Source organism: Ruegeria sp. BI11, from assembly GCF_056538005.1.
In genome coordinates, this window is record NZ_JBQFSM010000001.1 from 793,075 (window position 1) to 814,289 (window position 21,215).

Below are 21,215 nucleotides of genomic sequence, written 5' to 3' on the forward strand. Positions count from 1 at the left end.
CAGCCTCAGACAGCAGCGAAGCCAGATCACTCAGTTTTACCAAGTGTCCTCGCGTCGTCTTACCTTCCATTTGCGCACCATGGGTCTCAATCCCTTTGCTCTCAAAATCAGACAGGAGCTTTCGGGACGTAGTTCCTCTTGACCTAGCCAGTGTAGCTACAGGCATGTACTCGCTTTGAAAGATCGCAAGCTGCTGCGGCTTGACCAAGAAAGACTCGCTTGGGCCATGCGGGACATTGCGTGATCCGAGCAGGCCCAGCTTGCACCAATGTGTCACCGCCTGAGCCTTCCAACCTGTTAACTTCGCGACGACATTTGCAGTCCAGTCCAACGACTGCCGTTCTGATCTGAGAAGTTCTTCAACATTAGATTTTTGAAACCTGAAATCACCGAGTTTGACATCCTGATCTTCCAATGCACTGGTAACAGAACCGTCGCAAATAAGATGAATGAGCTTCTTGAGCGCCGTCTTATCGACTGAAAACTCTCAACGGAGATGGTCCAGTTCTCAGAGATCACATCACTATCCTAGTGAAGCAGAAGGATTACCCAAGCCAAACCTAATACTCTTCCAATTCGCCGTTTCTGTCCTCGATTCGATCAAGATTGGAACTCAAGTACATGGAACTTTTGATCGGGTTTTGAGGCGAAAAAGTTCCACAATGCACGTGGAACTTTTTGAAGTGGAAGTATCTCGGTTCGATGTATCGATTGTTTTCAAGGGGATTGCACTGATAAATACAATGATAAATCAATTTTAGTTGGTATAACGAGTCCCTGTGCGGGCGCGAGAATGCCGATCCCAAGGATGTGTTTCACCAGCTAGTCCGGCAATATTTTCATGGCGTCCTCAAGCCACCCTTCAACGAAGAGAAGCGCGCCGAAGCCGGATTGCCCCCTGATTTCTACTGGCCCCTGACCGAAGACCTGCCTGCGCCCGGGTCCGCGCAATAAACGCGCGCAACTTAACGTTATCGGCAATTTCCCGCCGAGTTTTGGCGGGAATAACGTGGTTTCATGTGTGAACTAGTTTACAAACTTGCCCAAATCACGCGCGCCCTCTATGCACTTCGCCAAAGGGACGGCTATCACTCACGACCGGTCCCGAATCTTGGGGATGAGAGGTGAAGACGCGTGCGAACACGTCTGGCAATCAAACTACACTCACTGCTTGAGCGGCATTTTCCCGAACGCCGAGTCTTCCTGAAATCTGACAACGACACGCGGTTTATTCGGCTTAGCTCGGAAACGCAGATTTTTGCCGTCGCTGGCGTCGCGGTGTTTGTTGGCTGGACGGCCGTCGCCACTGCGATTCTGCTAATGGATAGCATCGGGTCGGGTAATTTCCGCGAACAGGCCAAGCGGGATCAGGCAACCTATCAAGAACGCTTGAATATCCTGTCGACCGAACGCGATACCCGCGCTCAAGAGGCGCTGGCCGCGCAGGATCGGTTCAACGCGGCGCTGGAACAAATATCGGCTATGCAGTCCGAGCTGCTGACCTCGGAGAACCGCCGTCGTGAGTTGGAAACCGGGATTGAGGTAATCCAGACCACCTTGCGTGCCACAATGAAGCAGCGCGAAGAAGCTCGCACCGAGCTGGCCAGCATGCAGGTCGAAACCGATGACGGCGACGTCTATATGCCTGCCCTCGCCGATCCCGAACAGATGAACTTCATGACCGAGGCGCTGGTCCGGACCGCACAAGAGCGCGATCAGATCGCCACCGATGCGCAGGACGCATTGGCGCAGCGCGACGAACTTGAGCTGGAAATCCGGCTGATGCAGGAGCGCAGCGACGAGATTTTCCGTCAGCTGGAAGAGGCGATGGTGATCTCGGTCGAGCCGCTAGACAAGATGTTCCGCGAGGCCGGCATGCCAACCGACCGCATTATTGAAGAAGTCCGCCGTGGTTATAGCGGCATGGGCGGCCCCCTGACTCCCATCTCTTTCAGCACGCGCGGTGAGGATCTGACCCCCGACGAAATCCGCGCAAACGTTCTGCTGCAACAGATGGATCAGCTGAACCTGTACCGCATCGCTGCCGAAAAGGCCCCCTTCGCCAGCCCGGTGCACGACGCCGTCCGCTTTACCAGCGGCTTTGGCACGCGACGTGACCCCAAGACCGGCGGTCGGCGCATGCACAACGGCGCGGATTTTGCCGGTGCCCACGGAACCGACATCTTTGCCACCGCCGATGGTGTTGTCACCCATGCGGGCTGGCAATCCGGTTTCGGCAGGCTAGTGAAAATCAGGCACGCCTTCGGGGTTGAGACTCTTTACGCTCATAATACCAAGATCCGGGTCAAGGTTGGCCAAAGGGTCTCGCGCGGGGATCATATTGCTGATATGGGTAGCACCGGACGGTCTACCGGAACGCATCTGCACTATGAGGTTCGTGTCGACGGTGTACCAAGAAATCCAATGACTTACATTAAGGCTGCGAGAAATGTTTTCTAAGAGCAAAATCAACGAACCCGCATCCGACGCCCCCGAGACAGCAAAACCTGCTGCTCCGGCGACACCGGCTGCCCCAGCACCGGCAGAAACCAAGGCCAGCACCGCGCCCAAGCCCAAGCCTCCGGCATCGGTTCTGTCCTCGGATCTGCACATCACAGGCAACCTGAAAACCACAGGCGACATCCAGGTCGAAGGCACAGTCGAAGGCGACATCCGCGCGCATCTGCTGACCATTGGCGAAACCGCAACCATCAAGGGCGAAGTCACCGCTGATGACGTCGTGATCAACGGCCGCATCGTGGGACGCGTGCGCGGCCTGAAGGTACGCCTGACCTCGTCCGCCCGTGTCGAAGGCGACATCATCCACAAGACCATCGCCATCGAAAGCGGTGCGCATTTCGAAGGGTCTGTGCAACGTCAGGACGACCCGCTGAACCCGGGCCGCAGCGGCAAGTCGGGTGCCAACCCGGCTGCGGAGGTCAAGCAGTAACGCTGACCCGACAATCGAATGATCAAACGCCGCGGGTTAGCCTGCGGCGTTTTTCTTTTGCCCTTGCTGGCTGCTGTGGTCGGTATAGGGTTCTGTCATGTTGATCTTTTTCTCTATCATTCTGTTGATCGTGGCTTTTTTTCTGTACCGCCATTGGTCCAAATCCCAGGCGCGGCAGGCCCTGCTGGCCGCGCCCCTGACCGACCACCAGCGCATGCTGATCGAACAACAGGTGCCCCTGATCCGCCGCCTGCCCTCTGATCTGCGCGCCAAACTGGACGGCAAGGTGAACCTGTTTCTGGATCAGGTGCAGTTTCACGGTTGTGATGGGTTGGAAGTCACCGAGGAGATGGAATTGGCCATAGCTGCGCAAGCCAGCCTGCTGCTGGTCAACAGCGATCTCTGGTACGACCATCTGACGACCATCTTGATCTATCCTAGCGCGTTCAAATCTCGTCAGCGCCGACAGGATGGCTATGTTGTTAGCGAGAAAGAAATCGTGCGCACCGGTGAAAGCTGGGATCGCGGACCGGTCATTCTGTCGTGGTCGCACAGCAAACAAGGCGCGGCAAACGATCACGATGGGCAGAATGTCGTCCTGCACGAGTTTGCGCATCAGGTTGATGACCTCTCAGGCGGTACCAACGGCGTTCCGATCCTGAGCGACGGTCAGAGCTTTGCCGAGTGGGAACGTGTGTTTCTGACCGCCTATGACGCCCATGTCCGTGCTGTTGAGCATGGTCAGCACACGGTCATCGACCCCTATGGTGCCGTGGGTCACGAAGAATTTTTTGCGGTCTCGGTCGAGGTCTTCTTTGAACAGCCCCGTCAGCTCAAAGCAGCCGTACCCGACGTTTATCAGCAGCTGTCGAAACTGTTTCGGCTGGACCCGGTCAGCTGGAGTTCCTCAGGTCACTAGAACGCAAATTCACGCCAGTTTCACAAAAATCGATTTTTGAATTACACTGAAACCCATTGTTTTCAGGAGGGCTTTTCATGGCATCTAAACTCATGGCCGAATTCTTCGGCACGTTCTGGCTGGTACTGGGCGGTTGCGGCAGCGCCGTTCTGGCGGCAGGCGTTGCTGATGTAGGCATAGGTTGGCTGGGCGTTTCCTTTGCCTTCGGCCTGACGGTTCTGACCATGGCATACGCGGTCGGGCATATCTCGGGCGGGCACTTTAATCCTGCGGTCAGCCTTGGCCTGATGATCGGCGGCCGATTCCCGGCGCAAGAGCTGATCCCCTATTGGATCGCACAGGTGATCGGCGCAATCGCCGCCGCCGCCGTTCTGTACCTGATCGTCAGCGGCGCGCCAGGGTTTGAAGGTGTCGGCGGGTTCGCCTCGAACGGGTACGGCGAAGCGTCGCCCGAGGGCTATTCAATGATGTCCGCCTTGGTGATCGAGATCGTGATGACCGCGTTCTTCATCGTGGTCATTCTGGGCGCAACGTCCAACTTTGCGCCAGACGGTTTCGCCCCAATCGCCATAGGTCTGTGCCTGACTCTGATCCACCTGATTTCGATCCCGGTGACCAATACGTCGGTCAATCCGGCGCGTTCTACCGGAGTAGCCCTGTTCGCAGATGGCCCAGCGCTTGCGCAGCTCTGGCTGTTCTGGGTCGCCCCACTGATCGGCGCTGCCATCGGGGCGCTGATCTGGCAAATGATGGGTGACGACTGAGATTAAAAAGCCCCGATGTTGATGCGCATCGGGGCTTTTTCTTTATTCGGTGACCGTGACTTTTTTCATCACGTCTGGCTGACCGATCACTGCACCGTTCGGGCCATCGCCCCGCTTGATCGCGTCCACCACATCCATGCCGTCAGTGACCTGACCGACAACCGTGTACTGGCCGTTCAGGAACGGGCCCGGCGCAAACATGATGAAGAACTGCGAATTCGCACTGTTCGGGTCCTGTGCTCGCGCCATTCCAACGACACCACGGTCGTAGTTGAAGTCCGAGAACTCAGCCGGCAGATCGGGACGGTCGGACCCGCCGGTTCCGGCGCGACGCATATCGCCGCCGATACGGCCGAATTCGACATCACCGGTTTGCGCCATGAAGCCGTCGATGACTCGGTGGAACACCACGCCGTCATACTTGCCTTCAGCGGCCAGAGTACTGATCTGCTCGACATGTTTAGGGGCGATGTCATCAAACAGGTCGACGGTGACGGTGCCGTTGGCCCCCTCACCTTCGATCTCGATCTGCAGGCCCGTGGCCAGCGCGGGGCTGGCCAACAAGGCAAAAGCGGCGGCCAGCTTATACATCTGCTGCAACCTTGACGCTGATCATGCGGTCGGGGCTTGCAGGCGGCTCGCCGCGCACGATGGCATCTACATGCTCCATCCCGTCGATGACGCGACCGTAAACGGTGTATTGGCCATTCAGGAAATGGTTGTCTTTGAAGTTGATGAAGAACTGCGAGTTCGCCGAATCCGGGTTCTGCGAGCGGGCGGCGCCCAGGGTGCCTCGGTCATGGGGCAGCTTCGAGAACTCTGCAGGAACATTAGGCAGCGACGAGCCACCAGTGCCCGCCATGCGCAGGTTGAACCCGTCTTCCATGTCGCCGTGCTGCACATCGCCGGTTTGTGCCATGAAACCGTCGATCACACGGTGGAAGGCCACGTTGTCATATTCACCACCACGCGCCAGTTCTTTCATCCGGGCGCTGTGCTGCGGGGCAACATCCGGTAGCAGCTCGATGACGACATTACCGTCTTTCAGTTCCATGATGATCGTGTTTTCGGGATCCTTGATCTCGGCCATGAGGCCCTCCTGTCGTTTGTCTTGCGCAAATACCTATGACGCGGGCGCGTGAATGCCAAGTGACGCATTGACCTGAGGGCAAAATGCAGGAAAAGAACCGCCTGAATCTGTTGTAACGGCAAGGATAGAGCGATGGGCTGGAAAACTCTGGACGATATGGACCTGAATGGCAAACGCGTGCTGGTGCGCGTCGATATCAACGTGCCGGTCGTTGACGGGGTCGTAACCGACGCAACCCGTATTCAGCGTATCGTCCCCACCGTGCGTGATATCCTCGCAGCCGGGGGCAAGCCCATCCTGCTGGCCCACTTCGGTCGCCCTGGTGGCGAGCGGCGCGAGAACCTGTCGCTGAAGCAACTGATCCCCACGCTTGAAGCTGCCTTTGGAACCGAGGTTCTGTTCGCCGCGGATTGCGTTGGCACCGAGGCCGATCTGGTCGCCGAAGCGCTGATGCCCGGTCAGGTGCTGCTGTTGGAGAACACCCGCTTTCACGCCGCCGAAACCAAGAACGATCCCGATCTGGCCGCTGGTATGGCCAAGCTGGGCGATGTCTATTGCAACGACGCGTTCTCGGCGGCCCACCGTGCCCACAGCTCGACCGAGGCTATCGCCCGGTTGTTGCCTGCCTGTGCTGGCCGTCTGATGCAGGCCGAGCTTGAAGCGCTGGAAGGTGCGCTGGGTGCGCCCAAGCGCCCTGTGACGGCTGTTGTTGGTGGGGCAAAGGTTTCGACCAAGCTTGAGCTGCTGGGCAACCTGATCGACAAGGTCGATTATCTGGTGATCGGTGGGGGCATGGCGAATACATTCCTAGTCGCCAAAGGTCTGAATGTCGGCAAATCGCTGGCCGAGCGCGTCATGAAAGACACCGCCGCCGAGATCCTGGCCAAGGCTGAAACCTCGGGCTGCAAGATCATTCTGCCTTCTGACGTTGTGGTCGCGGAAAAATTCGAAGCCAACGCCCCACATCAAGTGCTGCCTGCCGACCAATGCCCCGAAGAAGGCATGATCCTGGACGCAGGCCCCGATAGCGTTGCAACGATCACTGACATCTTTGCGCAGAGCCAGACCCTGATCTGGAACGGTCCGCTGGGCGCATTCGAGATCGAGCCCTTTGACGCCGCCACCAACGCAGCGGCGCTTAAAGCAGCAGCACTGACACGGTCGGGGCAGCTGATTTCGGTCGCAGGCGGTGGTGACACGGTCGCGGCGCTGAACGCTTCGGGCGCGGCCAAGGACTTTTCGTACATCTCGACCGCTGGCGGTGCGTTCCTGGAATGGATGGAAGGCAAGACCCTGCCCGGTGTCGCTGCATTGGAAGGTCAGGCCTAGCGCCCATTTGGCTGCATTTTGGGCCTCATGGTAGACTCTCCCTATTTGTTGGAGAATTTGCCATGAGGGTTCTTGCCTATCTGATCGTCACATTGATCCCAGTCTATTCCTCCGCACAATCCAGCTGCGGCGGGCAAACGCAGCTCGACGCTAATTTCTGCGCCAAGGAAAAATGGGAAATTGCGGATCGCGAGCTGAACCGGCTTTGGGCCGAGGTTAAACCGCTGGCCGATGCACGCGGAGACGGTCAGACCCTATTAAGCGAGCAGCGTGCCTGGTTGAAAGCGCGCGACGCCGCCTGCGACCCGGAACTGGAAAGCGACGGCAGCGCAGCACCAATGTTCTATTGGGTGTGCATGGAGCAGCAAACGCTGACTCGCAATCAGACCCTGGAGGCATGGCGCTGAGGAACGAAATCCAGCAATTCGCAAAAAAGTGCGAACCAAGGGATTCACAACCCGAATCACCTGTGACATAGTGCGAACAGATGCCCGCAAAGGGCACGTTATTGAGGCAAACTTCATACGGCGGTAAACAGAGTGTCCCGTTCCCATCGGCCCGGTTTGGGCGCAGTCGTTTTTTTCATGGTGGCATTTATGCTGGGTGTGTATTTCACCTTCGCCGCCGTGCAAGGCGACTATGGCCTGTTCAGACGGGTCGAGATTGCAGCGGAACGGGACGCCCTGTCACAGGACCTGGCCAAGCTCGAGGCCGAGATCGCCGAAATGGAAAACCTGACCCGTCGTTTGTCCGACACCTATCTGGATCTAGACTTGCTGGATCAGCAGGCCCGTTCAATTTTGGGCATGATCCGCTCGGACGAAATCGTCATCCGCTGATCCGGATCGATATTTTTCATCGAAAAGCCAGCGCCTTCGAACAATTCACCGCGGCCTGAAATCGCGCGAAACAGCGATGCGTCATATTTACTCTCGCCAGAAAGCAGGAAATGCTTTATGAGATAGTTTAACGCTAAACTATCTGTCCGAAAGGGGGAGATCGCCACGATGGCTGCGCGAAAAACCACAAAGAAACCAAACGTTTCTGCGGAAGAGCTTAAAACCTACTACCGCGAAATGCTTTTGATCCGCCGATTCGAAGAAAAGGCAGGCCAACTTTACGGCATGGGCCTGATCGGAGGGTTCTGCCACCTTTATATCGGGCAGGAAGCCGTCGTTGTGGGCCTTGAAGCCGCAGCCAAAGATGGTGACAAACGTATCACCTCGTATCGCGACCATGGTCACATGCTGGCTTGCGGGATGGAACCGGGCGGCGTGATGGCCGAACTGACCGGCCGCGAAGGTGGGTTGTCCAAAGGTAAGGGCGGCTCGATGCACATGTTCTCGAAAGAGAAACACTTCTACGGCGGCCACGGCATCGTCGGCGCGCAGGTGCCGCTGGGTGCAGGTCTGGCCTTTGCCGACAAGTACAAGGAAAACGGTGGCGTGACCTTCACCTATTTCGGTGATGGCGCCGCGAACCAGGGTCAGGTCTATGAGACATTCAACATGGCCGCCCTATGGGAACTGCCGGTGGTTTTCGTGATCGAGAACAACCAATACGCCATGGGCACCGCGCAAGCGCGCTCAACATCCTCCGCTGACATCTACCACCGAGGCCAAGCCTTTGGGATACCAGGTGAAATGGTCGACGGCATGGATGTTCTGGCTGTTAAAGCCGCGGGCGAGAAAGCCGTCGCGCACTGTCGCGCGGGCAAAGGCCCTTACATTCTGGAAATCAAGACATACCGCTATCGCGGCCATTCGATGTCCGACCCGGCCAAGTACCGTACCCGTGAAGAGGTTCAGAAGGTTCGTGAACAAAGCGACCCGATCGAACATGTGCGCGACCTGCTGCTGACCGGCAAACACGCGACCGAGGACGATCTGAAAGCGATCGATAAAGAGATCAAAGAGATCGTCAATCAGGCCGCCGAATTCTCGAAAGAAAGCCCCGAGCCGTCGTTGGATGAGCTCTGGACTGATATTTACGCCTGAGAGGACGAATAAGACATGGCAACCGAAATTCTCATGCCCGCACTCTCGCCCACGATGGAAGAGGGCACATTGGCCAAATGGTTGGTCAAAGAAGGCGATACCGTTTCTTCCGGTGACATCATGGCCGAAATTGAAACCGACAAGGCGACGATGGAATTCGAAGCTGTAGATGAAGGCATCGTCGGTAAAATCCTGATCGGCGAAGGCACCGAAGGGGTTAAGGTCAACACACCCATCGCGGTTTTGGTCGAGGAAGGCGAAGACGCGTCAGCCCTGCCCGCGGCTGCCCCTGCAGCCGCAGCGGTGGCTGAGGCCGCCCCAGCGGCGGTTGAGGCCCCCGCTCCTGCCGCAGCCCCGGCAGCTCCGGACGTTGACTTGTCACCCGATTGGCCGGCCGACGCCGAGATGAAGTCTGAAACGGTCCGCGAAGCCTTGCGCGACGCGATGGCCGAAGAAATGCGCGGCGACGAAGATGTTTATCTGATGGGTGAAGAAGTCGCCGAATATCAGGGCGCGTACAAGATCTCCCAAGGCTTGCTGGACGAATTCGGCTCCAAGCGCGTCATCGACACCCCGATCACCGAGCATGGCTTTGCCGGTATCGCGGTTGGTTCCGCCTTTGGTGGTCTGAAACCGATTGTTGAATTCATGACCTTCAACTTCGCCATGCAGGCGATGGACCAGATCATCAACTCGGCGGCCAAAACGCTCTATATGTCCGGCGGCCAGATGGGCTGCCCCATCGTATTCCGTGGCCCGAATGGTGCCGCTGCCCGCGTGGCCGCGCAGCACTCTCAGGACTACGCTGCGTGGTACATGCAAGTCCCCGGCCTGAAAGTCGTGATGCCCTATTCGGCAGCAGACGCCAAAGGCCTGCTGAAATCCGCGATCCGCGACCCCAATCCGGTGGTTTTCCTGGAAAACGAAATCCTCTACGGTCGTTCTTTCGACGTACCGCAAGTGGATGACCTGACCATCCCACTGGGCAAGGCCCGCATCTGGCGCGAAGGCTCGGATGTAACCATCGTCAGCTTTGGCATCGGCATGCAATTCGCATTGGAAGCCGCTGACAAATTGGCCGAGGAAGGCATCAGCGCCGAAGTTATCGATCTGCGCACCATCCGCCCGATGGATACTGGCGCGATCATCAACTCAGTGATGAAAACCAACCGTCTGGTGACGGTCGAAGAAGGTTGGCCACAAGGTTCGGTCGGCAGCTACATCTCCTCCGTTGTGATGCAGGAAGCGTTCGACTATCTCGATGCGCCGGTCATCAACTGCACCGGCAAGGATGTTCCGATGCCCTACGCCGCAAACCTAGAAAAACTGGCGCTGGTGACCACGGATGAGGTGATCGCCGCCGTCAAGCAAGTGACCTACCGGTAAGGAGCGACAGACAGATGCCCACAGAAATTCTGATGCCCGCCCTTTCACCGACCATGGAGGAAGGCACGCTTGCCAAATGGCTGGTCAAGGAAGGCGATACCGTCTCTTCCGGCGACCTGCTGGCTGAGATCGAAACCGACAAGGCCACGATGGAGTTCGAAGCCGTCGACGAAGGCACCGTTGGCAAGATCCTGATCCCCGAAGGCACCGAAGGGGTCAAGGTCAACACCGCCATTGCAGTATTGCTGGAAGATGGTGAAAGCACCGACGACATCGCGGCCACGCCTGCGACAGCACCCGCGGCTGCCCCCGCAGCCGCAGCGGGCAGCGAGGCCGCCGCGCCAGCGGCGTCCGAGGCGCCCGCCCCTGCCCCGGCTGCTCCGACCAAAGCTGATGGCGGTCGCATCTTTGCGTCACCGCTGGCCCGCCGGATCGCTGCACAAAAAGGTCTGGACCTGACGCAGATCGCAGGGTCCGGCCCGCATGGCCGTATCGTCAAGGCAGATGTCGAAGGTGCCTCGGCTGCTCCAGCCGTAGCAGCTGCTCCTGCGCCTGCAACGGCGACGGCATCCGCTCCGGCCCCGGCTGGACCCTCGGCAGATGCGGTGGCACGCATGTACGAAGGTCGGGAGTACGAAGAGGTCAAACTGGACGGCATGCGCAAGACCATCGCCGCGCGCCTGTCCGAGGCCAAGCAGACCATCCCACACTTCTACCTGCGTCGCGATATCAAACTCGATGCGTTGCTCAAGTTCCGCGCACAACTGAACAAGCAGTTGGAAGGCCGGGGCGTCAAGCTCAGCGTAAACGACTTCATCATCAAGGCCGTCGCCAACGCACTGCAGCAAGTACCGCAATGCAATGCTGTCTGGGCCGAAGATCGTGTTCTGCAACTGAAACCCTCTGATGTGGCCGTTGCGGTCGCCATCGAAGGTGGCCTGTTCACCCCAGTTCTGCAGGACGCGGACACAAAATCCCTGTCGGCACTGTCGACCGAGATGAAGGACCTTGCGGGACGCGCCCGCGAACGTAAGCTGGCACCGCACGAATACCAAGGCGGCACCTTTGCAATCTCGAACCTGGGCATGTTCGGCATCGATAATTTCGACGCCATCGTTAACCCGCCCCACGCAGGTATTCTAGCCGTCGGCTCGGGCGTCAAGAAGCCGGTCGTCGGCGACGATGGCGAATTGACTGTTGCAACGGTCATGTCGGTCACCATGTCGGTGGACCACCGGGTCATCGACGGCGCATTGGGCGCAGAGTTACTGCAGGCGATCGTTGATAACCTGGAAAACCCGATGGTTATGTTGGCCTAACAACCACTTACACACAGGCCGCGCCGGGCTATTCCCCGGCGTGGCCTCACGGATCACGGCCACGTTGTGAGCAGTCGTGATCGCCAGAACAGTTGCTCAAACACTCGTTGCGGACCACCTTAAATGCACAGGTAATTCTGATGCAAAGGTGCCCTATGACCCTCGTGAACTCGGCTAAGTTTATACTGGTGGTCTCTTTGCTGGCGACGGCTGTGCCTGTTGCGGCTATTGCAAAACCCAACGGCTATCCGGGCGAAAACTCGACCTTTAAATCTGATCCCGTCTCAGAGGCCAAACGCAAAGCCAAACGGGTCAAACGCATCGAAGTGCGCAAAAAACGTCGCGAGGAGAAGCGGCTCGAGCGGTTGAACAGAAAGAAGAACCGCTCGAACTAAGGTCGTCTTACTGGTCTTTACCCAGCATATGATCCATCGAGATCGAGGGCTGGTCGCATCCGGCCTCTCCGACGATCTTCGCAGGGATCCCCGCCACGGTCTTACAGGCGGGAACTTCTTGCAGCACCACAGACCCCGCTGCGATGCGGCTGCAATGGCCGACCACGATATTGCCCAGAACCTTGGCGCCAGCCCCGATCAACACACCGTTACCGATGGTCGGATGGCGCTGTTCTTCTTCTTTTCCGGTCCCGCCCAGCGTCACGGAATGCAGCATCGAGACATTGTCACCAACGACCGCAGTTTCACCAATAACGATCGAATGCGCGTGGTCGATCATGATGCCTTTGCCGATTTTCGCCGCAGGGTGAATGTCGATCCCGAAAATCTCGGACGAACGCATCTGGAAAAAATACGCCAGATCGTGGCGTCCCTTCTTCCAAAGCCAATGCGCCACGCGATAGGCCTGCATCGCCTGATAGCCTTTGAAATAAAGGATTGGTTGCAACAGACGGTGGCACGCCGGGTCACGCTCGTACACAGCCATCAGGTCCGCGCGCGCCGCTTCGATCAGCGAGGCATCATCGGCATAGGCTTCGTCCACGATTTCGCGCAGCACCATCATCGACATTTCGTTCGAACACAGCTTGGCAGACACCCGATATGATAGGGCCCGCTGAAGGCTTCTGTGGTGCAGGATGCAGGCGTGAACCAGTCCCCCCATCAATGGTTCGCTTTCGACCGCCGCATGGGCTTCGGTCGTGATGCGATTCCAAACCGGGTCAACCGGAGTAACCTGACTGCGCTTTTCCAACATGGCTTTTGATCCTTTGCTGCGCCTAGAATGCCATTTAGTGGGAAAAACGCCAAACGCAAACCCGTGATCTGCAGAGTAACAAAAATGAATGATACCGAATTGGCAGACTTTGAAGCAAAAATACAGGCGCGGCTGGCAGAGATTACAGCGCATTCAGCTGCAGAAAAGCAGGCTCAGGCCATTGTCGAGCTGGATCAACAGGCAGTCGGGCGTCTTAGCAGAATGGACGCGCTGCAGAATCAGGCAATGGCCAAAGCACAGCAGGCCAATCGGGACATCGAGGCGTTGCGGTTGCAGGCCGCGTTAGACCGAATTCACGATGGCGATTTCGGGTTTTGCGAGGATTGTTGCGATGAAATCCCAGCGGGTCGATTGAACCTGGATCTCGCCGCCACGAAATGTGTCAGCTGCGCCTCTGGCTGATCTGAAACTGGATCAGATGGCGCAACACCAGTTCGAAACAGCGACAATATTGCACATCATCAAAGCCAGGCTCGTCAGCCAACCGCCTGTTGCGCGCGGTCGCCATCAACGAGCCATTGCCGAACAGAGGATGAAGTTCTCCCGTCTGGCCGACATGTTGGTCGGCGAGTTCGGCTTCGTGGATCATGCGAATACACAGGCGGTTGCGATTTTGCGGCAGCACGGCCAACAAGGCTCGCGCTGCCACACTGACGTCACCGTGCAGGACGGGGCGCATACCCTGACTTACCCGACAATCAAGCTGGCGGATAATCCCGGCCCGTAGCTGGCCGAGACCTGAGCGACACGAACCTCATAAGACCCATTCACCCCGTCCGCAGCCTTCATGGCGGGCGAGTAAACCCAGTTTGGCTCGCTCACGATCTGTTCCCGTATCAAAGTTCCGTTGGTCCGAATTTGCAGAAGGTAGGATTCGCTTTCCTCAGCCAAAGGCACCTCGATCCCCGCCCAGTCGTCTCCGTCCAGCCGGGTTCGGCGTATCCATGACAACTGATCGCCTGCGGGTGTTTCCATCGCCTTCAGATGCACCGGCGCGTAGGGACGCAATCCATTTCCATCGAAAGCCTCGACAAGATGAACAAAGGATGGGTCATCGTACCCGCGCTTCGCCGGGCCGATGCGATAGTGTTTGGTCACACGACGCTCGGACCGTAACAGGCCTGTCTGGTAAACGCGGTGATCCAGCAGAACGAACATAGACCCTTCGGGCCAGACATCGGGAATGATCGCATCCGTCCCCAGCTGGCCGCGCAACCGACCGGACAACGTATAGATGCCCGTCTCTTGCAAGGTGGCGTCGGCGAACTGGAACAGCTCCCAGTTGCCAGGCGTCCCATCTCCGATTGCGGCCAGATTGGCCCCGTTCAACAGCGCACCCCGAGGGCGCGACTCCAGCAGGCCATCAATCAGATTGACGCGCAGCGGCGCACCTTCATCCCAGACACCGGCACTTGCACGTCTCAGCGGGGTTTCAATAAAGCCGATAACCGCCTGACCCGAGATCACCTCTTGCAACGCATAGTCTTCGTCGCTGGCTGCTGAATAAACGGCGACACTGCCGGGCCATGGATTGGCCGATGTGGCAAGATATGGGGCATGTGGCGCTTCTGATCCGGTCAGCAGCGGCAAGTCCATAAACACGGGCAAAACAGGAACCGGCGCCACAAAGGGTTTGATCGTCACCTCATCGTCGGGCAAGTCAGACGGCGCATAGACGCTGGGCTCAATCCGGACCGCCTCGGCCAGTTGGAGATCCGCCTGTTCCAGCCTGTCGATGCGATAGCGTGCGCTCTGCCCGTCTTTCGTCAGGCTTACGACATCGCCTGCACCCAGATGCAGCAACGACGGGGGCAAAGCGAAGCGTGCAGTCTCGCGCGAGACCCGCGCCTCGCTTAGCCAGCGTTCTGCGGTCTGACGGCCCTCGGCGCGCGTCAGCGACAGCGGCATCTCGTTCACCGATACAGAATGCGTACGGGTGTCTGGCAGAATGGCTTCTTCTGCTACGACATCATGATCCGCATCCGATTGTACAAATCGCAACCGTACACGGCCGGTCATTTCCGCTTCAGCCTCCCTGCGATATTCCACACGGCCCTCAATGTCAGAGCTGTCAGCCAAAACATCCGCGTCCAACCCAATCGCGTTGTGGCCACCGCGCATCTTAAACAGCAGCACACCGTCCCGTTCAATCGCGTCGAACCCATAGCGCAGCATAAGCGGTTGCAGGGCCGCACGTGCGCTGGATACATCCTGAATCACGTATCCACGCACCACGCCATATAGACGCGACACATCGATATCCGTCACTCCCGAACCATGGCAAATTTCAGTGACGACAGAGGCCAGAGACCGCGTCCCCGACCGACCGTTCAGCCAGTGTCCCCGAGGATAGTTCACCCCATCGCTCCATTGGCTGCGCAGGCTTGGAAAAGTGGGGAACGGACGTGCGTCCCAAGCCCAGACATAGGCGTTCGCCATATCCACCATCCGACCACTATATTGATCCGAATTCGGATTGATCGCCGGATCAGACCAATAGCCATGCATCGCCTTCAGATATTGCAGCTGCATGAAATCATCGCGCTGACCGGAAGAATATCGCGGCAGGCTGGATTCCGAGGATTTGGGATCAAGAAACTTGTTCGGCTGATTGGTCCCCTTGTCGATGGCGGCGCAGCCCAGTTCCGTGAACCAAATTGGCTTTGAGCTTGGAGCCCAGTCTGTCGGATTCGCTTGTCGGACTCCCCCGATGCGTTCGTGGTGGCGGTGCGACCACCAGTTCCGCAGATCCTTATACCGCCAAACCCAGGCCTCGTCGTGGTCCTCATCTGTGATTGGCGTTCGTATCTGGGCTTCGGCCTCTTCTGGAGAGGCATAGAACCAGTCATAGCCCTCACCGCCCTCAATATTGCCGCGAAGGTAATCTAGATCATAGATCGCCTCGGCACCCGCTTTGAGATCCTGGTGATCCTCGCCATCACGCCAATCCGACAGGGGCATGTAATTGTCGATGCCGACAAAATCGATGTTTTCGTCTGCCCACAGTGGATCTAGGTGAAAATATCGATCCCCTGTTCCGTCATTGGGCTGATAGCCGAAATATTCGCTCCAATCGGCGGCATACCCGATTTTGGTGTCCGGCCCCAAAATCTTGCGTACTTCTGCGGCCAGTGTTTTCATTTGAAATACAGCAGGAAAGCCAGTCAGACCGCGGATTTGTGTCAGCCCGCGCATCTCGGAGCTGATGCAGAACGAATCCGCCCCACCAGCAGCTTTGCACAGCGCGGCATAATGCAGGATAAACCGGCGCAAGCCCCATTCTTGCGGACCGTTATAAGTCACCTGACCATCGCCAATGACAAAATCACTGGCACGCGCGTATCCAAAAAACGCGGCCACCTCTGCGTCTGCTGCTGCTGTTTGATCTGGCGACCCAACCCGACCGGGCGCAGCGCTGAGTGTGATCCGTCCCCGCCAAGGAAGATGTGGCTGATTGCCCGTATCTGACCACGGGTCGGGCAACCCGTTGCCTTGCAACTGATCCATTAAGATAAACGGGTAAAACATCACCCGTTTTCCAATGCTTTTTAAATGCTTAATCGCCTGAATCACAGATTGATCCGCAGGTGTGGCGCCGTAAACAGGACGATCGTCTTCGTGCTTAACAATCTGGGCAGCTTGGCGGTCTAAACCTGCTACACGCCAAGGCATGTTGTCGCCTTCAATGTCCTTGTGCAAAACCTTCGGCCGTATCTGACAATGACCGCACCGCAGATCGTCACCAAACCATGAAACGATCAACGACGCAGCATCGCAGCTTGGCAATTCGCGTTGCAGTGCCTGGGTCGAGGTCACCAGATCCGCCAGCCCCGAGGGAGAGTTTACATTCGCCGCCCAGCTCTGCCCGCGGCCCTTGGTATAATTGATCTGTTCGCTGGCCAGCGCGTATTCACCAGTGCCAGGCATCAGGGCAACGCCCCGGATGGTCTTGAACAAGGCATCCGGAGTATCCGGTAAACCCGGCTGTTCTTGTCTTACTACTTCAAATGAAAACTGCGGCACCCTGTTTCCAAACTGCGCCAACTGCAACCCCTCGATCACAACATAGGCGGTGCCACGATAGGCCGGGACATTTCCAGCGCCCTCGATGGCTTCGATCAGAGGGTCTGGCAATTGTTGGTCGTCCCCCCGATAGATACGCATGTTCAGACCTGCGCGCTCTAGCTCCTCACCGTCCGCCCAAATGCGCGGGACGTCCGAGATTCGCCCAGCCCCCACCGCGATGGCCAGTGAAATCGAATAGCTGTAGCTGTGCGAGGTCGTTGTAACCTCGGGCGACGCAGGAGAGCCCTTGCCGCCCCCGCCACCCTGAGTGGTCGTGCTTGTGCTTTTGGTTTCCAGAAAATCCGATGCCCAGATGACCTGACCGCCCACCCGCATGCGTCCGAAAACCGTTGTGACAGGCGCGCCCTCTCCGCTCTCCGTCAGGCGGAAACGGTCAAGGCGGCCAGTCTCAACCACTTCGCTCCCGCCACCCATGACCGACTGGCTCATCAACCGCTGGTCGATAACTCGGCCTAACGTTGCGCCGACTGCGCGACCTATTACTGCTGTCGACAACCCCGCAACGGTGCCGCCAATCGCGCCGCCGACCGCGGCCCCTGCTGCAGAAAGAATTATTGTAGCCATTCACATATCCTCCAGCGGGAATTCGAAGCAGGCGACCACCCGGCGACGCCAGGGGTCGCCCAACATGTTTTCAACGACGCCGTACCCGGAATAAGCGTGAATGAATCGCGGCACCGGCCCGGTTTCGCTGACGATGCCCACATGTTTAGCAACCCGCCCGTCTCGCATGCGGAACAACAACACGTCGCCCGCCACTGCAGCATCGATTTTTTTTTCGATCAAATGACGACGTGCGGCGGCCCACATGCGTTCTTCGCCCTGCGGTTCGGACCAGTCCATGCTGTAGGTCGGAACCACTTCGGGTTCGTGCCCAAGCAGCGCGCGCCAAACACCGCGCAATAGTCCCAGGCAATCCGTGCCTGCCCCCTTGACTGACGCCTGATGCACGTAAGGCGTTCCCAACCAGCTGCGTGCTTCGGCTACAACATCCTGTCTATTGGGGCTCATCGTATGCTCCCCCCGGTGTTGGGATTGCCTTGCTTGGCTACGGCCATCACCCAGTCCTCACCTGGCAGGTCAGGAAATCCTTGAAAGTTGATGATGTTGTTAAACTTTTTGCGACAGGTATTCATGCTTTTGTCGCACCCTGCCGTTAACTTTACCCGATCCCCGACTGACAGGCCGCCGCTGATACCGGACCAAAGCGCAATATTTCGCCCCCCCGGAATCCTCTCGTCCTGTTTTATCGCAGCCCACAGCCCGGTTGCCGGTCCGGACACAACATCCAATCTCCCGCGTTTAAACCAGCCGTCGTCCAACCCTTGAGCGCCTTTCAACTGCAAGACAGCTCCCGCAATCAAATTGACGATTTCAGCTTCAGCCTGGTAACCGGGCGCGCTGAGACTGAACTTACATTCGCCGTCCCCAAGAACTGCAGTACATGGTTTCTGGTAAATCCTGCCCATCGGGCGATTCAGCAGATCGGTCAATCCGCGCAGTTCGGCATGAAACGCCCCACCAGCGCGGCGCATTTCACCGATTGAGCCTTTGAATTGAAGCATTCGTTGCTCAGGCGCGGCCCAGTTGGCCAACCACGCCCGGACCTCGGCGTTATCGAAACGGCCGGCCTCGATATCCTCTTCCGTCACGGCAGCATCGGACAAGGCCCCCATGGCCTCGGAATTGTCGATAGACAGGCCAGTGGCTTGTTCAATCGCCGTGGCGGTCAAGCCTGTGCTGGCCCTGAAGGTCATCCCCTCAAAACTCAGTTCCATATCATGATCGGTAAAGCCATACTCCCGCCCGTCCTCACGCCGGATCGCCCAGCATCGGCAGGTTGTGGTCAATCCGGTTTGCAGATGGGTGTGCAGCCCTTGCTTATCACCACTCATCAGACACGCACCTCGACCACCGGAACATTTGGTACATCGCCCGCCTGAAAGCTGGCCACGCTGGTCTGAATCTTGTCCGTGTCAAAACGAACCGGAACGTCGAATTCAAACCCGGCGGCGATTTCCACCTCTTCTGGCGGCGGCGCTGAAAACGTGATCAGTCCACTGTTCAGATCAACTTCAAAATCGACGCCTTCGCGCACTTGGTCCTGTTCCAGCCCGATCTGAACTGTACCCAAAACGGGTTTAACAATCGGACGAACATAGCTGAACCCGCCCGAGCTGTAGGTTTTAACCAGCTGAAACTCGGTGCTTGTACCGTCGCCACGCGCGATGACCTGATCGCCCTGAGCTACGTCTGCGGTGGCCGCCCCGGATTTGAAATCCGACCAGTCTTTCCATCGGAAACCGAACATCTGCCCCTGACGGGCCTCGAAAAACGAAACCAGCGTCTCGATATCGTCCAGCGATCGCATACCCAGCCCCGCGTCATATCGACGACGGGAATGTGCCCAGGGTGTGTTACGTTCTTCGAACCCATTGGCCAGCGTCACGATATCCGTGCGCCGCTCGGGGCCGCCGACCGAGCCAAAGCTCAGGCTGGCGGGAAATCTAACCTCGTGGAAATTCATCAGCTGCTCCCTCGTGTTACCTGTTGCGATTACCGCGACCCAACGCACGGCTCATCTGGGCGGCAATCTGACCCTGACTGCGCCTGAAACCCTGCACGTCCGGCGTTGTGATATTCATCACCACGTTTACCGCGCGCCCTCCGCCGGATGTTCGCACCCCCAGCTTGCCATCCGGCCCACGCGCCAGAGGCATGATCGCCTCGGGGCCGGCCTCGCCCATCAATCCGGTGCCACCGCGCATCGGAAAGGTTGTAGGGCCACTGACCACACCGCCACTGGCAAAGGGCATCACCCGGCCCTGCGAAAAGTTACCGCCATCGGCAAAGGGCAAAATCCCCTGCACCAGACCACCGACTGTATTGGCCAACATGCCGCCAAAATGATCCGTGACAGGCTTTATCGCTGCCGAATAAGCCGTTCGGATCATCGAGTTCTTCAACACATCCAGCGCGTCTGACAGGTTCATGCCGTCCAGCACCACGCCGTCAAACGCCTTGCGCAACCCGCCGGACATACCGCGCTCCAATGTGGCGACATCCTTGCCGGTCTCTTCAAAGGCTGCGCTGATCCGCTTCATCTGACTGTCGAAAGCCGCAGCCATCGACGCCGCATCCCCCAGCGAGTCGCCCAGCGCCTCGCCCCGTTCCTGCAGGTCGTCCAACCCGTCACGATCCGTCATCACGCTCTCCTTGTTCCTTGTCCGGATAGGCCGCCAGCAAAGCGTCCAGTCCTGCCCGGTTCATCGCTGGCATACCCGCCCCCTGCCCCAGCATCAGTCGCAGTTCAGCCGGGGTCAGACGCCAGAACTGATCCGGCGTCAGGCGCAGGCCGACGAAGCCGACCCGCATCAGGGTGGGCCAGTCAATCCCACTCATGCGCCACCCGGCACCATGAAAGCCCGTGCCAGCAGTTCAGCCGCCGCCTTGGCGCCAGCCATCGGGCCGCCGTCGATTTCTGCACGCAGTAGATCTGATCGCGCCACATCGGCCCCACCACCCCGCAAACCGGCGACGATCAGCGCCAGCACATCACCGCTAGAGTAAGCCCCGCCTTCGAAGCGCTGCACCAGTTCCACCAAAGACCCGGTGCCCAGTTCCTGTTCCAATTCCGCCAAAGCACCCAGCGTCAGCTTGAGCACCTGCCGCTCTCCATCGATGGTCAATGCGACCTCGCCCGTCCACGGATTGGCCATCGGATCAAAGCGCCGTGAAGGCCAGGGCACCGGCGCTAGCCAGGCTCATCTCATAGGTCGCTTCGCCATTGTGCGAGCCCGCATATTCGATGCCGGTGACCTGAAAAGTGCCTTCGACGATGCCGAAATCTGGAATGATTACCTGAAAGTTCGGCGTCTCGCCGTCAAAGAACAGCTGTCGCGCGCGTTCGTCAGTGTCCGCGTCCTTGAACACACCCGAGCCCGAAATCGCTGCGGATTTCACCCCTGCGCCCGACAAAAGCTCGCGCCAGCCACCCTGACTTTCCAAGCTGGTGACATCCACACTTTCAGCGTTGAAACTAACCCGCGTGGCCCGCAGCCCCGCGATGGTTTCGAACAGGCCCGAGCCGTTCATATCCACTTTGACCAACAGGTCTTTTCCGTTTTGGGCAGCCATATGCT

At 58.2% G+C, this 21,215-nt stretch carries 24 protein-coding genes and 1 pseudogene; 13 read left to right on the forward strand and 12 right to left on the reverse strand.

The window, feature by feature from the left end; all coding sequences use genetic code 11:
- Positions 1–762: 762 nt before the first annotated feature.
- From ACR0DT_RS03895 to aqpZ, 5 genes and pseudogenes are all read left to right on the forward strand, one after another.
- Positions 763–954, forward strand: a pseudogene (locus ACR0DT_RS03895) (DUF455 family protein); the annotation flags it as partial.
- Between the two features lie 180 nt (positions 955–1,134).
- Positions 1,135–2,460, forward strand: coding sequence for a DUF5930 domain-containing protein (locus ACR0DT_RS03900; RefSeq protein ID WP_480709488.1), 1,326 nt, complete (start codon positions 1,135–1,137; stop codon positions 2,458–2,460).
- A complete protein-coding gene (locus ACR0DT_RS03905; RefSeq protein WP_170349036.1) occupies positions 2,450–2,950 on the forward strand; it encodes a bactofilin family protein in 501 nt (166 codons plus the stop codon). Before ACR0DT_RS03900 ends, ACR0DT_RS03905 begins: the two co-directional genes overlap by 11 nt.
- Positions 2,951–3,047: 97 nt before the next feature.
- On the forward strand, positions 3,048–3,869 hold the full coding sequence (locus ACR0DT_RS03910; protein WP_480709489.1) for a M90 family metallopeptidase: 822 nt from the start codon (positions 3,048–3,050) through the stop codon (positions 3,867–3,869).
- A gap of 77 nt (positions 3,870–3,946) precedes the next feature.
- Positions 3,947–4,633: an aquaporin Z gene (aqpZ, locus tag ACR0DT_RS03915; RefSeq protein ID WP_480709490.1), complete on the forward strand. Its 687-nt coding sequence runs from the start codon at positions 3,947–3,949 to the stop codon at positions 4,631–4,633.
- A 42-nt stretch (positions 4,634–4,675) separates the two neighbouring features.
- On the opposite strand, the gene ACR0DT_RS03920 is transcribed toward aqpZ, so the two are convergent.
- Positions 4,676–5,224: a peptidylprolyl isomerase gene (locus ACR0DT_RS03920; RefSeq protein WP_480709491.1), complete on the reverse strand. Its 549-nt coding sequence runs from the start codon at positions 5,222–5,224 to the stop codon at positions 4,676–4,678.
- Positions 5,217–5,723: a peptidylprolyl isomerase gene (locus ACR0DT_RS03925; RefSeq protein ID WP_366550570.1), complete on the reverse strand. Its 507-nt coding sequence runs from the start codon at positions 5,721–5,723 to the stop codon at positions 5,217–5,219. The genes ACR0DT_RS03920 and ACR0DT_RS03925 overlap by 8 nt, the downstream gene beginning before the upstream one ends.
- A gap of 132 nt (positions 5,724–5,855) precedes the next feature.
- Here ACR0DT_RS03925 and ACR0DT_RS03930 point away from each other — a divergent pair, with 132 nt between their 5' ends.
- The 7 genes from ACR0DT_RS03930 to ACR0DT_RS03960 all read left to right on the forward strand — a co-directional run bounded on the left by ACR0DT_RS03930 (position 5,856) and on the right by ACR0DT_RS03960 (position 12,149).
- Positions 5,856–7,052: a phosphoglycerate kinase gene (locus ACR0DT_RS03930; RefSeq protein WP_480709492.1), complete on the forward strand. Its 1,197-nt coding sequence runs from the start codon at positions 5,856–5,858 to the stop codon at positions 7,050–7,052.
- A 62-nt stretch (positions 7,053–7,114) separates the two neighbouring features.
- Positions 7,115–7,459 (forward strand): lysozyme inhibitor LprI family protein, encoded by a 345-nt coding sequence (locus tag ACR0DT_RS03935; RefSeq protein ID WP_480709493.1) that lies wholly within the window; start codon positions 7,115–7,117, stop codon positions 7,457–7,459.
- A 132-nt stretch (positions 7,460–7,591) separates the two neighbouring features.
- On the forward strand, positions 7,592–7,891 hold the full coding sequence (locus ACR0DT_RS03940) for an FtsB family cell division protein (protein ID WP_480709494.1): 300 nt from the start codon (positions 7,592–7,594) through the stop codon (positions 7,889–7,891).
- A gap of 168 nt (positions 7,892–8,059) precedes the next feature.
- Positions 8,060–9,049, forward strand: a complete 990-nt coding sequence (gene pdhA / locus ACR0DT_RS03945) for a pyruvate dehydrogenase (acetyl-transferring) E1 component subunit alpha (RefSeq protein ID WP_480709495.1) — start codon at positions 8,060–8,062, stop codon at positions 9,047–9,049.
- A gap of 15 nt (positions 9,050–9,064) precedes the next feature.
- Entirely contained in the window at positions 9,065–10,435 is a 1,371-nt protein-coding gene (locus ACR0DT_RS03950; protein ID WP_480709496.1) for a pyruvate dehydrogenase complex E1 component subunit beta, read from the forward strand.
- A gap of 14 nt (positions 10,436–10,449) precedes the next feature.
- Positions 10,450–11,754 carry a pyruvate dehydrogenase complex dihydrolipoamide acetyltransferase gene (locus ACR0DT_RS03955; RefSeq protein ID WP_480709497.1) on the forward strand — a complete coding sequence of 435 codons (1,305 nt, stop codon included), beginning with the start codon at positions 10,450–10,452 and terminating at the stop codon, positions 11,752–11,754.
- A 155-nt stretch (positions 11,755–11,909) separates the two neighbouring features.
- Positions 11,910–12,149 (forward strand): hypothetical protein, encoded by a 240-nt coding sequence (locus ACR0DT_RS03960; protein WP_480709498.1) that lies wholly within the window; start codon positions 11,910–11,912, stop codon positions 12,147–12,149.
- 7 nt (positions 12,150–12,156) lie between these two features.
- Here the strand turns inward: ACR0DT_RS03960 and cysE are convergent, their stop codons facing one another.
- Positions 12,157–12,966: a serine O-acetyltransferase gene (gene cysE / locus ACR0DT_RS03965; protein ID WP_480709499.1), complete on the reverse strand. Its 810-nt coding sequence runs from the start codon at positions 12,964–12,966 to the stop codon at positions 12,157–12,159.
- A gap of 84 nt (positions 12,967–13,050) precedes the next feature.
- Between cysE and ACR0DT_RS03970 the strand changes: the two genes are divergently transcribed.
- Positions 13,051–13,389: a TraR/DksA family transcriptional regulator gene (locus ACR0DT_RS03970; RefSeq protein ID WP_480709500.1), complete on the forward strand. Its 339-nt coding sequence runs from the start codon at positions 13,051–13,053 to the stop codon at positions 13,387–13,389.
- Here the strand turns inward: ACR0DT_RS03970 and ACR0DT_RS03975 are convergent.
- From ACR0DT_RS03975 to ACR0DT_RS04015, 9 genes are read right to left on the reverse strand one after another with little or no spacing between them, the layout of a single operon-like run.
- The gene (locus tag ACR0DT_RS03975; protein ID WP_480709501.1) at positions 13,370–13,666 is read right to left on the reverse strand and encodes a DUF7742 family protein; all 297 of its coding nucleotides are present in this window, start codon (positions 13,664–13,666) and stop codon (positions 13,370–13,372) included. The genes ACR0DT_RS03970 and ACR0DT_RS03975 overlap by 20 nt on opposite strands.
- Positions 13,667–13,674: 8 nt before the next feature.
- Positions 13,675–17,637, reverse strand: a complete 3,963-nt coding sequence (locus ACR0DT_RS03980; protein ID WP_480709502.1) for a baseplate multidomain protein megatron — start codon at positions 17,635–17,637, stop codon at positions 13,675–13,677.
- Positions 17,638–18,084 carry a C40 family peptidase gene (locus tag ACR0DT_RS03985; protein ID WP_480709503.1) on the reverse strand — a complete coding sequence of 149 codons (447 nt, stop codon included), beginning with the start codon at positions 18,082–18,084 and terminating at the stop codon, positions 17,638–17,640.
- Positions 18,081–18,968, reverse strand: coding sequence for a DUF2163 domain-containing protein (locus ACR0DT_RS03990; protein ID WP_480709504.1), 888 nt, complete (start codon positions 18,966–18,968; stop codon positions 18,081–18,083). The genes ACR0DT_RS03985 and ACR0DT_RS03990 overlap by 4 nt, the downstream gene beginning before the upstream one ends.
- Positions 18,968–19,600: a phage distal tail protein, Rcc01695 family gene (locus tag ACR0DT_RS03995; protein ID WP_480709505.1), complete on the reverse strand. Its 633-nt coding sequence runs from the start codon at positions 19,598–19,600 to the stop codon at positions 18,968–18,970. Before ACR0DT_RS03995 ends, ACR0DT_RS03990 begins: the two co-directional genes overlap by 1 nt.
- A gap of 16 nt (positions 19,601–19,616) precedes the next feature.
- Entirely contained in the window at positions 19,617–20,279 is a 663-nt protein-coding gene (locus ACR0DT_RS04000; protein ID WP_480709506.1) for a phage tail tape measure protein, read from the reverse strand.
- Positions 20,266–20,475 carry a rcc01693 family protein gene (locus ACR0DT_RS04005; RefSeq protein WP_480709507.1) on the reverse strand — a complete coding sequence of 70 codons (210 nt, stop codon included), beginning with the start codon at positions 20,473–20,475 and terminating at the stop codon, positions 20,266–20,268. Before ACR0DT_RS04005 ends, ACR0DT_RS04000 begins: the two co-directional genes overlap by 14 nt.
- Entirely contained in the window at positions 20,472–20,792 is a 321-nt protein-coding gene (locus tag ACR0DT_RS04010) for a gene transfer agent family protein (RefSeq protein WP_480709656.1), read from the reverse strand. Before ACR0DT_RS04010 ends, ACR0DT_RS04005 begins: the two co-directional genes overlap by 4 nt.
- 4 nt (positions 20,793–20,796) lie before the next feature.
- The gene (locus ACR0DT_RS04015) at positions 20,797–21,210 is read right to left on the reverse strand and encodes a phage major tail protein, TP901-1 family (protein ID WP_480709508.1); all 414 of its coding nucleotides are present in this window, start codon (positions 21,208–21,210) and stop codon (positions 20,797–20,799) included.
- Positions 21,211–21,215: the final 5 nt, after the last annotated feature.